Source organism: Treponema sp. R8-4-B8 (assembly GCF_054786175.1).
Genome location: NZ_BDHE01000002.1, coordinates 38008 through 55861, shown reverse-complemented (window position 1 = coordinate 55861; position 17854 = coordinate 38008). Strand labels below are relative to the sequence as shown.

Here is a 17854-nt window from a genome sequence, read left to right as displayed (position 1 = left end):
ATGTTTCTTAAACGGCTCACCATTCTCGGCTTCAAATCTTTTGCAGACCGCACAGATATAGAATTTAACGACGGCATTACCGCCCTTTTGGGGCCAAACGGTTGCGGAAAATCCAATGTAGTAGACGCAATTAAGTGGGTTTTGGGCGAACACGCTATCAAGTCACTCCGCGCGGAAAAAATGGAAGACGTTATCTTTGGCGGCACAGAAGCCCGAAAACCACTCAATGTGGCGGAAGTTACCCTCGCCATCGCGAATGAAACAGGCCTTCTGCCAATGGATATGCCGGAAATCGAAATTAAAAGACGTTTGTACCGTTCCGGGGAAAGCGAATACTTCATCAATGGAGCGCAGGTGCGTCTTAAAGACATACGCGAACTTTTTTGGGATACCGGCGTAGGCAAAACCGCCTATTCGGTAATGGAACAGGGAAAAATCGATCAGATACTTTCTTCAAAGCCGGAAGAACGGCGCTATCTTTTTGAAGAAGCGGCGGGCATCACGCGGTACAGGGAACGGGGAGCGGAGGCGGAGCGAAATCTAGCCAAAACTGAGGAAAATGTGCGCCAAGTTGATTTGATACTGAACGAAGTAAAACGCGCCCATGACAGTTTAAAAATACAATCGGAAAAAACGCTAAAATTCCGCACGCTTCGCGATGAAATTTTCAATTATGAATTGGATATTCAACTTTTACGGTTAAAGCAGTTTAAGTACGAAAGAGACGAAAAAAACGAAACTTTAAGGCGCAGAACGCAAGACCGCGACAGGATACGCGCCGAAATGGAAGCGGAAAATCAGGCTCTGGAAGCGCACATGGACGAAGTAAACTCCATGGAGGCGCGGCTTGTAGAACTTCAAAAAAATATTTACGGTCTTGCGCTGGAAAAAAACGCAAGGGAAAACGAAATGCGCCTGTTCAACGAACAACGCGGTGAAAATAAAATAAAAATCGGGCAAAACGAAGAACGAGAAAAGCAGGCTGTTCAAAAAATAACGGAACTAAACGCTGACGCTGAGGGACAAGACGCGGTTGTACAGGATTTAAGAAAACAATGTAAAAGCATAGAAGAAAATATTCACTCTTTTGAAGAAAATATCCAGCTTGCCGCAGGGCGTATCAGCGAAAACGACAAAGAATCTCACAGGGCGGAAAATGAGATTCACGGCATAGAAAAAGAACTTGCCGCTCTGGAAAAAGAGCTTGCTATAATAACAGACGACATAGTAGCGGAATTGGACGCCGGCTTAAAAAAAGCGGGCTACTCCGCCACAGAACGCAAAAATGCGGAAGAAGCTTTACGCGAAACGCTTGTCCGCCTTAATACCCTCCTCTCCGGCAGGGAAGCGCTCATCGGCGACCTTGCCGCAGCCGCAAACGCGACAGGCGGCGTGGACGCGGCGGAAATAAAGCGTATTACCGATATTCTGCTAAAAAGCCTTTCAGAAGCCGCCGCCGGCGCGAATAAAGCAGTAGAACTTTTTAACAGTTACCGCGAACATTCGCCGACCTTTATTGACGAATTTTTGGCCCCTCAGGGAATTATTACAAAAAAACGCGCCTTGGACGCGCAAATCAGAACCGCGAAAGACGGCATTGATGAAAGACGGCAGCGTATTAAAAAACTGCGCGAAGATAACATCAGTCTTTTGGCAAAAATCGACGAATATCGCACAACTCTGGAGAACATGAAAATTAACCGCGCCCACATGAACGCGCGCGCCCAAGCCGCGGAAGATCAGGCGCGTCTTATCAGGCGTGAATTGTCCGGTCAGGAAGCGCTCCTTAAAAATATCCGCGATGAACTTTCCCTTTACCGAAAAAGACTGGAAGAAACCAACGCTCGCATTACCGGAATTCAAACTGAAATAGCGGGTATCGAAGAAAAGACTAAAGCTTTCTCTTCAGAATTGGAAAAATTGGAAAATGATATTCGCAAAAGAAACGATAATGTCGCCAGTAAAAAAGAAATTATCAATAAGCGGATGGCTGAACTTTCCAAAGTGCAAGAAGCGCTGGAAAAAATTCATCTGGAACTTGTCCAGTCCGAAATGGAAATAAAAAACACTCAGGAAAATTTCAGGGAGACTCATTCCAGGGATTTAATGGAGTTTGAAGAACGCATCTTTAGCATTACAACGCCGCCCGCCGTGTTGCGCGAAAAACTTGCCGCCGCCCGCGCAAAGTCAAAAGAACTTGGTTCCGTAAATCTTATGGCCCCGGAAGAATACGCTGAAACAAAACAACGTTACGATTTTCTTAACAATCAGATGGCGGATCTTCAAAAAGCGCGTAAAGACCTTGAAGACCTTACGGCGGAAATACGCCAAGAAACTTCGCAATTATTCATCGACACTTACAACCGTATCAAGAAAAATTTTCACAATATGTTCCGCCGTCTCTTCGGCGGCGGCAGAGCGGAACTGCGGCTTTCCGACCCGAACCATGTATTGGAATCGGGCATAGAAATTTTCGCCCAGCCGCCGGGAAAAAAACTGGAACATTTAAGCCTGCTCTCTGGTGGCGAATGTTCAATGACGGCAGTAGCCCTTTTATTCGCCACCTACATGGTAAAGCCAAGCCCCTTCTGTCTTCTGGACGAAATTGACGCCGCCCTTGACGAACAAAACGTCGGGCGTTTTGTCCACCTCCTTAACGAGTTCAGCGACACGAGCCAATTCATTATTATCACTCATAATAAAAAAACCACTACGGGAGCGGGAACTCTTATCGGTATCACAATGCAGGAATCCGGCGTAACAAAATTAATTACAGCGCGGCTTAAAAAGGGAGAACTTGATATTACCGACGGACCGCCGCCTCAAAGCGAACTGTGGGACGCTGACGGTGAGTTTGAGGAAGAGGATGTTCCTCCCGAAGCGGGAAGAGAATTACCCGTTGGCGTTAATGACCCTAAGAAAGTAACAAACGCGCAATTAAGACCGATTAGGTCGCGCACTAATAGCGCGAATTCATAATTAGTTAAATCGCTCCTTCGTACACAAGCAGTTCTTTTCCGTCTATTGTTACCATTAATCCTGGTTCGAGTTTTTTTGCCGCGTCTCTGATGTAGGTAAGCCAGACAAGATTGGGATTTATTAGGCGTAATTTCTGTTCGCTGATTACCGAAACTCCTTCGCAAATAATTCCTTTCACCATACTGATAACAGACGTGTAGTCTTCTGTAAGCTCTTTACAAATAAGTATATCACCGCCGCCGGAAGACATGATTTTCCTGCGGGCTTCATCGGGAGATGTGGCGTGGATTATCTTGCCTTGAGCGCGTGTAACGGTAGGATTTGCGAAACCGCCGGCGTTTGAACGCAGAAGAACCGTCCCGATAATGACAACACGGACAGTATTTATCATGTTTGGGCTTTCAAGCGGCAAGCCGGCAATGAGTACTATCTTATCAGATATTCCCGCTACACCTTTCTCTGAAACAACCTTCATAGTGTCGAGTATCATGCTATCAGAATCAGATACTTTCGATCTAAGACAGGTATAAACGCCCCAGTATAGCTGCATAATACGTTCAGCGCGATCATCGGTAGTTACGGCAAGAATAGGCTCATCCGGCCTGAATACGCTGAGGATTCTCGCTGTATTGCCGCTGCGGGTCGGCGTTACAATGGCTTTAGCGTTTACCGCCGTCGCGGTTTCAACTCCCGCCCGTGACATGATGATGCCTAAGTTTTCTTTTGGATTATGTACTTCAGAATGACATTCTTCATGCAATTTTTTCATGCGTTTATGGAATTCTTCAGATTGCTCAATAGTACACGCTATTTTGTCCATTGTTTTTACCGCTTCCACCGGATACGCTCCAGCCGATGTTTCGCCTGAAAGCATGATCGCGTCGGTTCCATCGAGAATCGCGTTTGCCACATCGGTTAATTCAGCGCGAGTGGGACGCGGATTCACAATCATCGATTCCAGCATTTGTGTCGCGGTAATTACGGGTTTTCCGGCTTTGCGGCACGCGTTGATAATGTGTTTTTGCGCCAGAGGAATCTGCTCGGTAGGAAGTTGTACGCCAAGGTCACCTCTCGCTACCATTACGCCGTCCGCAAGGCGGGCAATTTCTTTTATATTTTCCAACCCTTCGCCGCTCTCAATTTTGGCTATGATTTTAATGCGGGTAGAGTGGCTTTCAAGGAATTTCTTTATATCGGTTACTTCATGTGGAAAACTTAAAAAACTAGCCGCGATATAATCAATATTCATTCTAATGCCAAATTCTATATCTTTCTTGTCCTGTTCGCCCATAATGGGAAGCCCTGCGTGAATGCCGATAAGGTTGACGTTTTTCTTGCTGCCAATAACGGCGGTATTATTCGCGCGGCACTTGATGCCTCCCGCAGTATCAATCACTTCAAGCTCAAGAAGCCCGTCCGCAATAAGAACGCGGTGTCCTTTTTGCAACTTTGATCCCGCTTCTTTCCATGACAACGCGATATGCGCGGGAACTCCGTCCTTTGCCTCCGTGGTAAAACTATCATCGGTAGAAATAATAACCTCGTCTCCATCTTTAATCGTAACTTTACCGTCATTCTCTACCATGCCTGTCCGTATCTCCGGCCCTTTAGTGTCCAACAGAATCGCGACAGGTATTCCCAATTCGCCGGAAATACGCCTGACACGTTCTATTAAATCACGGTGCGAATCGTGAGTGCCGTGAGAAAAATTAAACCGCGCCACATTCATTCCGGCAAGTATAAGATCGCGAATAACATCATCAGTGGATGACGCTGGCCCCAAAGAACATACAATTTTTGTTTTCCTGTTTTTAATCATTTAAAATATCTCCTTTTATAAAAACTAAGTGAACTTATGTTGATATGCAAGTTTATCTTGTCGCCGCGTTAAACCGCGCGATTCTTGACGCGCTTGTATCTTTGACTCTGTATTTTGCCACTGATCTTTTAGCATTGGTTATGCGCTGAGCGGGACTTGGATGCGTCTTGCCAAAACCCGAACCGGAAGTTTGGACGCTGCTCAATGAATTGAGCATTTCTATCAAACCTGACGGATTATACCCTGCGCCGGCCATAAGCGACAATGCGTTATTATCAGCTTCAAATTCCTGAGTCTGCGAATAACCGTTGTTTACAAGCGTCTGTACAATCTCCCCGACTGATTCATTCATAACATCAGTCAGTTGTTTGACATCCATTCCTGTTGCGGCGCCGGCTGCCGACGTGCCTGTAACTAAAAGAGCCTGTGTAATACGGCTGTTTCTAATCGCCTTAATACTGTGTTTTAATTGAATATGGGCGACTTCATGCGCGATTACTCCGGCAAGCGCGTCTTCGGATTTAGCGGCGCTAATAAGTCCGCGCGTTACAAAGATTTGTCCGCTTGAAGTCGCAAAGGCGTTAATTTCATTGCTGTCTAGTATTGCTACATGATAACCGTTATAAACATCGGGACGCGGAGAATTAATTGTGATAGCGGCGCAGATATTGTTTAAGTAATAGGTTAGAGCCTGTTTTCCGCCATAGAGCCTATAAGTATTAAGGATATTTGCAGCAACCGCCCTGCCGATATAATATTCCTGTTCGGGATTAATTTCTTCCGCGGCGGAGCCGATAGCCCTTGCTGAAGTACTGATGGCATCGGCTGTATTTTTATCTATCACTCCAACGCCTTTGGCTATTCTTGCGCCGGTTTCAGCGGCTTTCGCTGCAGACGCACAAGAAAATAAAGCGCCTGCAAGAATAATTAAAATTAATAAAATTAAACAAATTTTGTTTTTCATTAATTATCCCCCATTCTTAAACGGCCTTCTTCCAGAAACCTCTTGACATCATCTTCGCGAGATTTTATTGCCTCTGCTCTATCTACATCGGCATAATTAAGATTGCTTTTCTGGTTCTTGTAAGAATTTTCAACTTCCTGATTAAAACCTTTTCCTGCAATCGAAACTTCTTTTGCGGTGGCAGTACTCGTGTTTCCTGTCACTATCTGTTTTGCGGACAGGTTAGCCGTCGCAGCCCATCCGGTCAGTGAAGAATTTGCGGCGCTTTTGACTTCTACAAATTTACCATTAACACGTATTACCGTGACTCGGTCTCCGTAATTTAAAGTTCCTCTATTGCTGGCAAAGAAGCCTGTGCCTGATTTAAGCGTCAATGTTTTTATAGAAACATAAAGAGTGCCGCCGGCTTTAACCTGCGCCGCCGCAAAACCAGTAACAAATAAAATTAAACAAAAAATAAATACGCTTCTTTTCATTTTTAGTCCCTAATAGCGTTAATATATCACTTTTCAGTAAAACTATCCACACAATTATCCCAGTTTTTTATCCGGCGGCGAAGAAACAAATTTAATGCATCTATATAAAATAATACGCGATTTTATTTCATCGCTACAGCAAACCGCTTCTGTCTTGACGCGCTTGTATTTGTGACTTTGTATTTTCCTATAGACTTTTGAACATTAGCTATGCGCTCAGCGGGACCTGGATGCGTTTTGCCAAAACCTGAGTCAGGCTTTATGACGCTGCCTAATGACATGAGCATATCAGTCAAACCTGTCGGGTTATATCCGGCGCCGGCCATAAGCGACAACGCTGTATTATCAGCGTCAAATTCCTGAGACTGTGAATAACCGTTGCTTACAAGCGTCCGCACAAGTTCCATAAAAGACTCTTCCAAAGCATCAGTCAATTGTTTGACATCCGTTCCTCCAGCAACGCCGGCTGTAGCGGTACCTGTGACTAACATAGCCTGTGTACGTCGGTTGCTCTTAATCGCTTTTATGCTGTGTTTTAATTGAATATGGGCGACTTCATGCGAGATTACTCCGGCAAGCGCGTCTTCAGTTCTAGCGGCGTTAACAAGCGCGAGTGTGACATAGATATGCCCACCGGGAGTCGCAAAGGCATTAACTTCATCGCTGTCCAATATTGCTACATGATAACCGTTATAAATATCGGGAACTGGGGAATTAATTGTTATGGCGGCGCAGATTTCATTTAAGTAATTAGTCATAGCCGGTTTCTTGGTATAGAGTTTATAAGTAGTAAGTAAATTTGCAGCTACCGCCCTGCCGATATAATATTCCTGTTCGGGATCAATATCTTCCGAAGCGGTGCTGATTGCGTCTGCGGATGCGCCGATGGCATAGGCAATATTTTTTACCGTCGCATTCTTGGATGTTTGACCTTTTTTCATAAGATTTGAAATAGATTTACATGAGGAAATCATTCCGGAGCAAATAAAAATTAATAAAAAGATTAGGTGTATTTTATTTTTCACTATTATTCCCCATTCTTAACTGACCGTCTTCCAGAAATCTTTTAACATCTTTTTCGCGAACTACTATCTTTTCTGTTTTATCTACATCGGCATAATTAAGATTAGGTTTTTGAGTCTTCATTGCTTTTTCAGTTTCCTGACTAAAGCCCTTTCCCGCAAGAGCCACTTCTTTTGCCGTTGTCGTACTTGTACTTCCCGCCGTTATTTGTTTTTTGGACAGATTATTTGTCGCTGTCCATCCGGTTATTAAAGGATTTTCGGCGCTTTTGACTTCAGTAAATTTACCGTCAACATTTATTACCACAACTTTGTCTCCGTACTTTAAAGTTCCCTTACTGCCGTCAAAGGCTCCTGTACCTGATTTAAGCGTCAATGTTTTAACGGCAACATAAAGATAGGTTTCCGCCTTAGCTTTAGTTTGCGTTTGAGATTGCGTTTGCCCCTGCGTCTGACCCTGTGTCTGTGTCTGCGCCACCGCAAGTCCGGTAACAAAAATAATTAAACAAAAAATAAATACACTTCTTTTCATTTTTTCACCTCTAATTAATATATATATCACTTTTCCGTTAAATTGTCTACCCCATTGTCCCAATTTTTTTCATCTGGCGGCGAAGAGACAAATTTTATGCATCTATTTAAGTATTTTTTTGCGACAAAATCTTTATTATTTTTATCGAAAATTGCTTGAAAAACACCTTGTGCGGCCTGAAAATCGCGTTTTTCATAGAAATCAAAGGCCTGCTCCCAATTTTTTACCATTTCCTGCAGTTCGGGCGAGGCCTCAGAGGCGATTCCCAGCAGTTCATAAAGCCGCAATGGGGTATTAACCCCGACAACACGAACCCTGCTTAATGGGCGTATGGTAAATTCATCGCCAATACTAGCTTTTGTATATTCGCTAATCAGGACACCGCCCGTGTCATATTGTTTATTAACCCCCTCCAATCGCGCCGCCAAATTTACCGCGTTTCCCATGATTGTATAGTCCATTTTATTGGGCGTACCCATGTTACCTACTACCATATCCCCCGTATTGATACCCAGCCTTGTAAACATCGGGCTAGGATCGTCAATGCTGCTTATTATCCCTTTTCCAAACATGGCTTTCATAACATCTTGATTAATAAACCCTTTTTCAAGCGCTTCCCGATTAATATCCACTTCCGCTTTTTTCATATTAATTGCGGCGCGGCAGGCAAGGGCGGCATGGTTTGCCATGTGAATAGGCGCGCCAAAGAAAGCGATAATCGCGTCTCCTTCGTATTTATCAATTGTTCCTTGATTATCAAGAACGATGTCGCTCATTCTTGTAAGATAGAAGTTAAGCAGTTCTACAAGTTTTGCCGGATCGCCCAAAGCTTCGGAGATTGTAGAGAAACTGCGGACATCCGTAAAAATCGCGGTCATCTCTCTTTTTTCACCGCCAAGTTTTAATTGGGAAGGATCGTGTATGATCTGTTCAATAACCTTAGGCGACAAATATTGTGAAAAGGCGGATTTAATAAACCGCTTTTGGCTGCCTTCTGTCGCGTAATTGTAAAGCGTTACGGTGATAAAAGCGGCAAGCGTACCGGCAAGATATGTCACCATGGGCAACCAAAGGCCGCCAAACTGATAAGCGGCAAAAGAGCCTATAATTGTTATTATAACGATAATAGCCATCCCCGTAACAGAAAGAGAAATACGGTTTGAAAAAATAGTCAGGCATACCACCAAAACTATAACAGCAAGAAGAATCAGCAAGTTAAGCCACTCGTCGCTTTCGCGTATAAAATTGCCACAGAGCATATTATCCAGCATTGTTATGTGACATCCCATTCCCGGATACACGGAAGAAATCGGCGTATTAAAAATATCAAAAAGTCCCTGCGCGTAAAAACCAAAGAAAACATAAGTGTTCGTAAAATTTTCAGGCGGAAGATAATAATCGCTTTCCATATACTCTTCATCGTCGTTTTTATACGCTTCTGCGCTTTTTAGAATATCCATCGCCCTGTAAGGAATATATTTATCTAAAGGTCCGTGATAACGTAACAGGGCATAACCGTTTTTATTAACAGGTATCGAAGCCCCCTCCCATTCAATTGAACTAGTTTTTTTATTGTAGAATAATTGCCGCCCTTTCCCTGACACAACAAGCGACGCGGTAGAAAGACCTGGTATCGCTTTTCCGTCAAACAGGGTAAAAGGCCTAATCCGTCTTATAATTCCGTCAGAATCCGGCACGCCTGTAACGCTCCCCAAAGCGCCGGCGGCGTCTCTTAATCCTTGAATCGGAAATTGCGCTTTTTCATTGCTTCCTACGCTGAAGCGTTCCAACATGGAACCGAAATTTTCAGGCTGGAATAAGGGCGCTTTTACATCATCAGGCCAAGCGGCGACATTACCTGTTTGGGTGCTAAACATGACTGTTTGCACCACACGGCCAAAATCTTTAGACGCCCTAATAAACGCGTTATCATCATCTCTGGCGCTTAAACTGCGTAAAGCTTCTATTGCTACTCTAAATACCGATCTTCTAGCCTGCCCGGTATTGCCGTCAGACCTGGGTTGCCTTCCGGCGCCACGGATTGATTCATTTCTATTAGGCGTTGGGTCTTCTGTTTCGGCTTGTTCCAGAGTTTTAACGGCGTTATCTATTATCTCATCCTGCCTTGAGTTTCTGTAAACAGAAGGCTCAGAAAAGATAACGTCGAAAGCTATTGAATGTGCCTCGCTTAAATTCATGTAATCAACAACTTCCGCGTATGCCTGCCTGGGCCACGGCCAGCCCCAGCCTCTTTCCTTCTGCGCCCAGTCAATACTGTCCTGATCCAACAGGATTACGGTAATTTCGTCAGATGGTCGGCCATAAATTGAGTCCGCCCAGAATCTGACCCGCATGTCATAGGATTTGTATTCCAGAAAATGAAAAACCCCAAGCAAATGCAAACCGGTAATTACAAAAAAAACTAATCCTGCGAATATAACCGCAGTAAGCTTTTTTCCTATCTTTTTTTTTGTTGCCATAATACTCCCTACCTTTTTTTTGAAAAATATATCATAATTATAACAGGAGTTCTTATGGATATAAAGTACCAAAAAACACCTTATAAATGGGTGTGGATTTCAACAACTGCTATTTTCTGCCTTTTATTTACTTTTGCGTTAATTCCGGGCGCAGCCGCTCAGGGTAATTTACAACAGCCTTCCGGGCCGGGAAACACGCAGAATCAGGTTCGCAACTATACAAACATAATGCAGAATGTATATGACTTCATCATTCGCAATTATGTCGAAGAAGTAGACCCAAGAGTCATTTTTGAAGGCGCAATGAACGGTATGTTCAGCGCTTTGGAAGACCCGTATTCGACTTTTTTGTCTGAATCGGACATGAAAGATTTAAACGATACAACGCAGGGAAGTTTTGGCGGCGTAGGGCTTAATATCATAAAAGCTACTACCCCAAGACCGGACGGAAAACCGATGTGGGTAGAAGTTGTCTCTCCAATCGAAGATACGCCAGGTTGGCGCGCCGGAATAAACCCGGGCGATTTTATCACAAAAATTAACGGAGAACCGACTGAAAATCTCACTATGGATGAAGTGCTTGCCATACTTAGGGGAACGCCCGGAGAGAGCGTAAACCTTGTTATCAGGCGCGGCGAAAAAATGGAGTTCCCTGTAACAATAGTAAGGGCAATTATAGAAGTGCCAACCGTCAAACACGCCATGATTGGCAAAACCGGCTACCTGAAACTTCTTACTTTTACCCCAATGTCCGCGGACAGGGCAAGAGACGCTATCAACGAATTTAAGGAAAAAAATTACAACAGCCTGATACTGGATTTGCGTAACAATTACGGCGGACGCCTTGACGCGGCTGTAGAAATCTCAAATCTGTTTTTGGATGGCGGGCTTATCGTGCGTACCAGATCCAGAATTGCGACGGAAAACCGCGATTTTAACGCCAGACGCTCCACTCTTGTTGCCCCAGACATTCCGGTAATTGTACTGATAAACAAGGGTTCTGCTTCCGCTTCAGAAATTGTCGCCGGAGCGCTTAAGGACCGCGGCAGGGCTTATCTGGTGGGAGAAAATACATTTGGCAAAGGCTCGGTACAACAGGTTTATCCGTTAAGCGGAACAGGTTTTAAAATAACCACGGCGCGTTACTATACGCCAAGCGATGTAAATATTGATAAAATCGGCATCCCGCCGGATCGCGAAGTTAAATTCCCCGAATACACAGAAGCGGACGCGGAAAAACTGAACATACTGATAAACGCGAATAAAATTCCGGAATTTGCCGAAAAAAATCCAAAGGCGACACCGGCGCAAATTGACGCTTTTGCGCAGCAACTTGAACGTGAATACAATCTTAACCTGTCATTGCTAAAACGGCTAATCAGAAATGAACTAAACAGGACAACTATCGCTCCAGTTTATGATTTGGAATACGATGTCCAACTTCAGGAAGCGATGAAAATTTTTGAGAGCAAAACATATCAAAACCTGATGCAGAACTCAAAAACATTGAAGGAGTTACAGGAAGAAGCCGAGAAAAATCTGGCTATTGCTTCATGAGGCATGAAACAATTTATTTTAAATAAAGAGCCGGATTTTTCGCAAGGAGACGAGGGCGGCATTGTCAAGCTTGAGGGCAATGATTATCACTATCTTGTCAATGTCCGCCGCCTTGCGACAGGGGAATTTTTTCCCGCACTTTTACCCGACGGCAAAGAGACGCTTGTACAAGTGCTCTCTATTGAACGCGGCGAATTAACCGGAAAATGCAGCACTACGGAAAGTCCTCATGGGCAAGAATTTAATTTACCACCAATAATTTTATTTCAGGCGATACCCAAGAGTGATAAGATGGATTTAATAGTCCGTCAGGCTGCTGAAGGCGGAATAACGGAGATTGTCCCGTTTGTATCGGAGTTTTCGACAGCGAAAATCGCAGCCGAAAAAGGGCAAAAATTTTTACGCTGGGAACGAATTATTAAAGAGGCAAGACAGCAGAGCGGCTCCAAGACCGCGACTGCTATTCATCAGCCATTAACAAGGAATGAACTATTTGACTACTGGAAAAAACTCCGGGAAAAAGACGCTTCAAATACACTGGGATTATTATTTCATCATCAAAAGGGGCTTGAAAATGAGAGCCTTCACGGTTATCTTAATAGTATTCCCCATGTTGTAGCGTTTGCTATCGGGCCGGAAGGGGGATTTTCTGACAAAGAGGTCGCCCTCTTTATGGAAAACGGTTTTAAACCCCTAACCATTGGCGATACCGTTTTACGGTCAGAAACTGCCGCTCTTTATTGCGCGGCGGCAATACGCGTTTTATTACTGGAGAAAGATTCGTGGAAGTTGAAGTAACCGAAATCCGGCAGCGGACAAGCCTTCTTAAAGTCCCGGTTGATATTGTCGCGCCGGAGAATCTTAGCTCTATAGTGTATGATCTTTTAAAAGAAAAAAAAGAGCATAATATTGTGCTTCTTTCTTTATGGGATCTATTACGCGCAAGAAGAAGCGGCGAGTACCGTTCATACATTACAAGGGCGTCTTTGGTTATTCCTATTTCTAAAAGCGTTATCAGCGGAATAAAATTCCTTACAGGGAAAAAAGCATACCGTTATATGCCTTTCGATTTTATTATCAGTATACTTACCGCTCTGGAAAATCGGGAATTATCCTGTTACCTATTGGGCGGCAAAACAAAAGTTCTAATTAAAACGGAACAAAATATCAGGCAGACATTTCCTCGCCTTCGCATAGTCGGGCGCTTTCCCGGTTACTTTAAACGGTACGAAGAAGCGACAATCATCAAAGCTATAAAAAAATCATCGCCGTCACTGTTGTTGGCGGGTAAAGGCATACGCGGCGAAGAACGTTGGATTGCCAGAAACAATCTCACTCTTGGGGACGGCATGAGGCTATGGTGCAGTGACATCTTTGACGTATTCGCCGAAAGAAAAAAATATCCGTCACGCGGCGTTTTTAACGCTGGACTTGAATGGATAGGCTATTGTTTTCACAATCCATTCAAATTTTTTAGAATTTTCCCGTACATAGGATACAAGTTTTTATTACTGTATTACCGTCTTTTTGTTAAATAAAAGTCAGTCTGATACGCTATTGATACATCACTATATAAGGCCGAGGTTTAAGTTTGTACACATCTTTTGGCGTCATCAGAGGATGGTCATAACCCGCGCCCGGTATTCCAAAATTATAAAACAGCTTAAAAGCCTTAATCGGCATATTGGAAGCAATCGCATTGTAATTATAAGAATCGCGTTTCACGTCAGGCGGACCAAAACCATCGGCGCAATGAATCAATCTGACCCTGTTAAAATTGCTTTTAACCTGCGCTCGATTTTTAATCATTGTGTGTTCAAATTGATGAATAACAAGCATACGCTCGCCGGGAATATTATTATCTATTAAGTAGTTTTCCATTACTTGTTGCGCCATGTTGATTTCTTCCGCTTTGATACTGCCAATATCTCTCATCGGTCTTTTTGTCCGCCATTCAGGATCAAGCGCAAGATGTACATTTGGATACTGCAAATACGGCAGCATTTTTTTCAACGAATCTATCGGGTCATAACGGCCAATTTGATGATCAATAAAAACCAATATATCATTCTTCATCCCATACTCAATATACTTCATAAGAACATTATTCCCGATTATCCCTATTTCGCCCCTAGGCCAAACAGTCCCATAAATCAGATAAAACGCCTTACGCACTTTCCGCCCGCCATTAACTTTTTCGTAATCAACGGCAAGGGCAGTCAGCATCCTGTCCAGCTCTTCAATTGAATAACGGCCTAAAATTCCCATGTTGCGCGAACTGGGATGGCCATAATAGGCAAGAATATCGTTATTCAACAAAAAAGAAATTTGATAATCCGCTATTTGATTTAATTTTTCTATCTCTTCTTTTGTATAAACCCAATAAGGCCGTGAATTATCGATTTTCTTCCATTGATCAACCGTCTCTGTAAAAAGCATATGGGGAAAAATCGGCGCAGTCATATAAGTAATATCAGTACCCGAAGATGAATCATCGCCTGAAGCCGCATAAAGACGATAAACAGCGCATAAAACAAATATAATAACTATGGAAAAACATAGTGCTTTTTTAGCCAATAACATGGTTATTAATTATCGGCAGAAAAGATGATTTTCTTCTATATTAGAAGAGCCTGGAGTTTTGCCAAACACAAAACAATATACAAAAACATGAAATTTTACCAAAGAAAAAAATACAAAAAAAGACTGTTGTTTTCCCTTTGGCAAAACTCCTAAGTAATCCGGCGTAGCCGGATTACAGCCAAAGATGTATTTTGTGCAATTTTATACAAAGAAACCCTGTTCCGATTGACAGCAGTAAAATTCCCGGGACAAACCCTATCCAGTTATCAACATTTATAAGGAAACCCCTGCCGGCAAGGGCAAGCATAACACCAATCGCGACATTAAAATATTCCTTTGAATCGCGTATATTAGCCGCAATAAAGAAACTTATCATAGTTGTAATGAAAGCCGCCAACTCAACTAAAGTAAACATGGAAATATAACTGTTGACAATATTCAAACTGGTATCCCAATTTGAACCGTCGATAGGGACCCACAATGTAATAACCAAAGCGGCGATAATCATTACAAAAATGACATTGCGTGTCTTCTGTACCTCAAGCCCTGCGGCGCATAAACCGGCGGCAAACAGCGAAAAAACACTGAAAAACCTTGCAAAAAGCAAAACCCTTAACGCCAAATTTACATAAAAAAAAGAAAAAATATAAACACAATATAAAGGAAGAATAAGACGGATAGCCTCAAAAGCCAAAGAAACAGTAAAAATGGCAATATACAGTATTTCCGGCGCCGAAGTCCTTTCAAAAAAGAAATAAATAAATATTATACCGATTAGAGAATATAAAACTGATGCCGCCAAAGAGACATAAACGGCATAATAATCGTTTTTCATAAAAAAACCGGTTAAAATCTGAAAAACATTGACAGGACGGCGCGTATATTCTTCCATTATTCTAGAATAAACAGGAATTATCAAAAAAGAGGCCGCCACAACAAACAAAGCGCATATTGAGCAGAAAACAATTCCGGCTTTAAAGAAAGTATTTCTTTCGGAGAGCGTCATATCGCAGTTTATACTAATTAAAATTTTATCTCAAGACGGAAAATATAATACCGATAATGAGAATTAAGGGGAACTCTATGTTATTGAAAAAGACGGTATTTATGCTTTTTATCCTTCTCTTAACAACTGTTTCCGCTCTATGGGCGGGGGATTCCGCCGTCTTTGTCGATTTGGGTTTTTCCCCCGACGGCAAAATGTACATGTTTGGCCAATACGGAGTACTGTCGCCGTCTCTGCGCCCCTGGGCAGATTTATACGTCGTAGACGTAGCCGGCAACACTTTTGCCCAAAACGGCAGAGTATCGCTTACAGAGAACACTCCGATAAAAGCGGGACAAGACGGTTCAGGCATTTTACACAGATTAGTCGCCAACAATTCAACTCTTTCAAACCGATACTGTATAAATTTCCAAAATCAGGGACTCCCTCTTTACATCTCCAGAGATGTGAATCCTCCACCGCGTGGTGAAAAAATTGATTTTCGCGACTTCCTTTCCGGAAAGTCATATAAAGCGCAAATAATTTCCACAATTACAGGCAGCGGGCAAAACGCAAAATCGCAGTCTTTCATAAACCTCGAAGTTAATTCTCCAGACGGCCAATGCAAAACATATAAAGTCGGCTCCCCAAATTTTGTCCGTCAAGGGATTGTACAATACAACTTTAAAAGAGTCCTAATTGACTCAACCGGCAGCTCGGTTATTTTTGTAATAGAGATGATGCGCGCCACCACCAACGGCTACGATATCCGTTACATGGTAGAAGCCGTAAGACTTTAAAACTTTAGTTTCAGACTGCCCTAAAAACCTGCGTAACAAAAGAGCCGTCCTCAAATAAAAACCGTATATAAAGCAGATTCCCCGGCTTATTCCGTTCCCAAAGACCATCTTTTTGCTGTTCTATCGCCAAATCAAGCCATTCATCACTGCTTAAAACCGCCTCAGAACGGCACTGTATAAACAGGTAATTCCCCTGCGGAAGCAAAACATTACTATCTGTCTCTCCTGTACCATTATTTTGGCTCACAGTTGATTTTTCCCCGATGAACAATAGCTTACTAAGGAAAAAATCCCGATCCGGCTCAATACTACTGCCTTGAATTGGATTTACTTCATAACAGAGGAGAATCTCCTCATTTTCAAGTTTTTCATACTTTAAAATCGACATATCTTGAGATTTAGATTTGATATATTGCAATGGGGTACAAAGATTTAATAGAGTTAAAGGGGTTTGTTCCATATTATTTATAATATTATATCAATCAAATAAAAAAACTACTTGTCATTAATATCTAAAACCTTACAAAACATTATTCTTTCGTATGCAGTTATGGTGGTTCGAACTTGCGAAATAGTTCTATTAGGCGTAGGCACGCCAAAGTTTATGATCGCCACGCAGTAATCGCTGCTAGGGCAATAATTGCTAAAATGTATGTCCGACACCTTTTTGGCATAGCTATTTTTCCCTCCAAACCTATTCAATCTTTTTAAGTTCTACCCGCCCCGCCCAGCCGATAAAATCAAGACTTCCTGCCGTGAACACCAGATTGTTTACAACCAACGTTGCGCTAGTCATCCTTGTAGTAGTACCGTTGTTAAATGTAAACACTATCATTTTGCTGCCATCATATTGTGAATAAGTCCCATCAACCGTCGTATTAGTTGAAGTCAGAAACAAGGAAGAAGTTTTGTTCCTATTAATAGTTAGTGTCAGCGATTGGACATTCGTCCCGTCAGTATACCCATACCGCCATGTCCCGATAAAAGCCTCGCCGCTTTCAATGGTTCCGTCCGATTCAAATTCGGCAGTAATAGTTACACCAGCTTCAGGCATATAGAATTTCTTTGACGATTCATTTATGTTGTTACTAATCGTTGAACCATTATTATCACTGTAGTTGTATTTAAGAGTATTGGGCTTAAGCCGGTAACCAATAGCCTCATAGACTTTTACAGTTATTTCCGTATCTTTCGTTGCCTCAAGAGGGCTTGCCTCTACAGTGCTGCCGTTGTCGTTTGTTAATGTTCCAATTCTTACACTATAAACAGTTGGCGGTATATATTCTTTCTCCGATACCCTAACTCTGGCGCTTATGCCTGAATAATGTGTAGCACTAAGTTCCGTATATGCAATTAACATTCCGCTTTTTTGCGGAGTACACGTAGAACCCACCGCTGCATAACTGCCATCTTCATAATACCAATTGAAATGCGCAATTTTATCCCCGTCCAAACCGCTATATTTCACAGTAAATGTCGTACCGACTGGACCCGAACTCGGACTTATTGACAGAGTGCCTTGAATAGGGGGGTAATAAAAGGGATCTTCACACGATGTAACAATAAGGGCGGTAACGAGCGAAACTACGCATAGTAGGCAGCAAGCGAAAAAATGTCTTTTCATAAAAAACTCCTTTGGGCTTTTGCCCATACTTAA

Annotated in this window: 15 protein-coding genes; 5 read left to right on the top strand and 10 right to left on the bottom strand. The window is 42.8% G+C overall.

Annotated elements, in window-relative coordinates:
- The gene (locus tag ACYVRA_RS00595) at positions 1–2979 is read left to right on the top strand and encodes a chromosome segregation SMC family protein (RefSeq protein WP_461250802.1); all 2979 of its coding nucleotides are present in this window, start codon (positions 1–3) and stop codon (positions 2977–2979) included.
- A 4-nt stretch (positions 2980–2983) separates the two neighbouring features.
- Here the strand turns inward: ACYVRA_RS00595 and pyk are convergent, their stop codons facing one another.
- From pyk to ACYVRA_RS00565, 6 genes are all read right to left on the bottom strand, one after another.
- Positions 2984–4798 (bottom strand): pyruvate kinase, encoded by a 1815-nt coding sequence (gene pyk / locus ACYVRA_RS00590; RefSeq protein ID WP_461250801.1) that lies wholly within the window; start codon positions 4796–4798, stop codon positions 2984–2986.
- A gap of 52 nt (positions 4799–4850) precedes the next feature.
- The gene (locus tag ACYVRA_RS00585; RefSeq protein WP_461250800.1) at positions 4851–5762 is read right to left on the bottom strand and encodes a M48 family metalloprotease; all 912 of its coding nucleotides are present in this window, start codon (positions 5760–5762) and stop codon (positions 4851–4853) included.
- Positions 5762–6238, bottom strand: a complete 477-nt coding sequence (locus ACYVRA_RS00580) for an SH3 domain-containing protein (RefSeq protein WP_461250799.1) — start codon at positions 6236–6238, stop codon at positions 5762–5764. Before ACYVRA_RS00580 ends, ACYVRA_RS00585 begins: the two co-directional genes overlap by 1 nt.
- A 122-nt stretch (positions 6239–6360) precedes the next feature.
- Positions 6361–7179 carry a M48 family metalloprotease gene (locus tag ACYVRA_RS00575; RefSeq protein WP_461250798.1) on the bottom strand — a complete coding sequence of 273 codons (819 nt, stop codon included), beginning with the start codon at positions 7177–7179 and terminating at the stop codon, positions 6361–6363.
- Between the two features lie 73 nt (positions 7180–7252).
- Positions 7253–7792, bottom strand: coding sequence for an SH3 domain-containing protein (locus ACYVRA_RS00570; RefSeq protein WP_461250797.1), 540 nt, complete (start codon positions 7790–7792; stop codon positions 7253–7255).
- A 26-nt stretch (positions 7793–7818) separates the two neighbouring features.
- Positions 7819–10272, bottom strand: a complete 2454-nt coding sequence (locus ACYVRA_RS00565; RefSeq protein WP_461250796.1) for a CHASE2 domain-containing protein — start codon at positions 10270–10272, stop codon at positions 7819–7821.
- A 54-nt stretch (positions 10273–10326) separates the two neighbouring features.
- On the opposite strand from ACYVRA_RS00565, the gene ACYVRA_RS00560 reads away from it, so the two are divergent.
- Genes ACYVRA_RS00560 through ACYVRA_RS00550 form a run of 3 tightly spaced genes read left to right on the top strand, consistent with a single transcriptional unit; the run spans position 10327 to position 13367 of the window.
- Positions 10327–11829, top strand: a complete 1503-nt coding sequence (locus ACYVRA_RS00560; protein WP_461250795.1) for a S41 family peptidase — start codon at positions 10327–10329, stop codon at positions 11827–11829.
- A 3-nt stretch (positions 11830–11832) separates the two neighbouring features.
- Positions 11833–12627: an RsmE family RNA methyltransferase gene (locus tag ACYVRA_RS00555; RefSeq protein WP_461250794.1), complete on the top strand. Its 795-nt coding sequence runs from the start codon at positions 11833–11835 to the stop codon at positions 12625–12627.
- Complete coding sequence (locus tag ACYVRA_RS00550) at positions 12612–13367, top strand: WecB/TagA/CpsF family glycosyltransferase (protein WP_461250793.1); 756 nt, start codon at positions 12612–12614, stop codon at positions 13365–13367. The genes ACYVRA_RS00555 and ACYVRA_RS00550 overlap by 16 nt, the downstream gene beginning before the upstream one ends.
- A 16-nt stretch (positions 13368–13383) precedes the next feature.
- Here ACYVRA_RS00550 and ACYVRA_RS00545 read toward each other — a convergent pair whose 3' ends face one another.
- Together ACYVRA_RS00545 and ACYVRA_RS00540 are read right to left on the bottom strand one after the other, a co-directional pair.
- Positions 13384–14412 carry a hypothetical protein gene (locus tag ACYVRA_RS00545; RefSeq protein WP_461250792.1) on the bottom strand — a complete coding sequence of 343 codons (1029 nt, stop codon included), beginning with the start codon at positions 14410–14412 and terminating at the stop codon, positions 13384–13386.
- Between the two features lie 172 nt (positions 14413–14584).
- On the bottom strand, positions 14585–15418 hold the full coding sequence (locus tag ACYVRA_RS00540) for a hypothetical protein (protein WP_461250791.1): 834 nt from the start codon (positions 15416–15418) through the stop codon (positions 14585–14587).
- A 77-nt stretch (positions 15419–15495) separates the two neighbouring features.
- Here ACYVRA_RS00540 and ACYVRA_RS00535 point away from each other — a divergent pair, with 77 nt between their 5' ends.
- A complete protein-coding gene (locus tag ACYVRA_RS00535; RefSeq protein WP_461250790.1) occupies positions 15496–16197 on the top strand; it encodes a DUF2259 domain-containing protein in 702 nt (233 codons plus the stop codon).
- 10 nt (positions 16198–16207) lie between these two features.
- Here the strand turns inward: ACYVRA_RS00535 and ACYVRA_RS00530 are convergent, their stop codons facing one another.
- A complete protein-coding gene (locus ACYVRA_RS00530) occupies positions 16208–16585 on the bottom strand; it encodes a hypothetical protein (RefSeq protein WP_461250789.1) in 378 nt (125 codons plus the stop codon).
- Positions 16586–16891: 306 nt separating this feature from the next.
- The gene (locus ACYVRA_RS00525; RefSeq protein ID WP_461250788.1) at positions 16892–17821 is read right to left on the bottom strand and encodes an InlB B-repeat-containing protein; all 930 of its coding nucleotides are present in this window, start codon (positions 17819–17821) and stop codon (positions 16892–16894) included.
- Positions 17822–17854 lie beyond the last annotated feature (33 nt).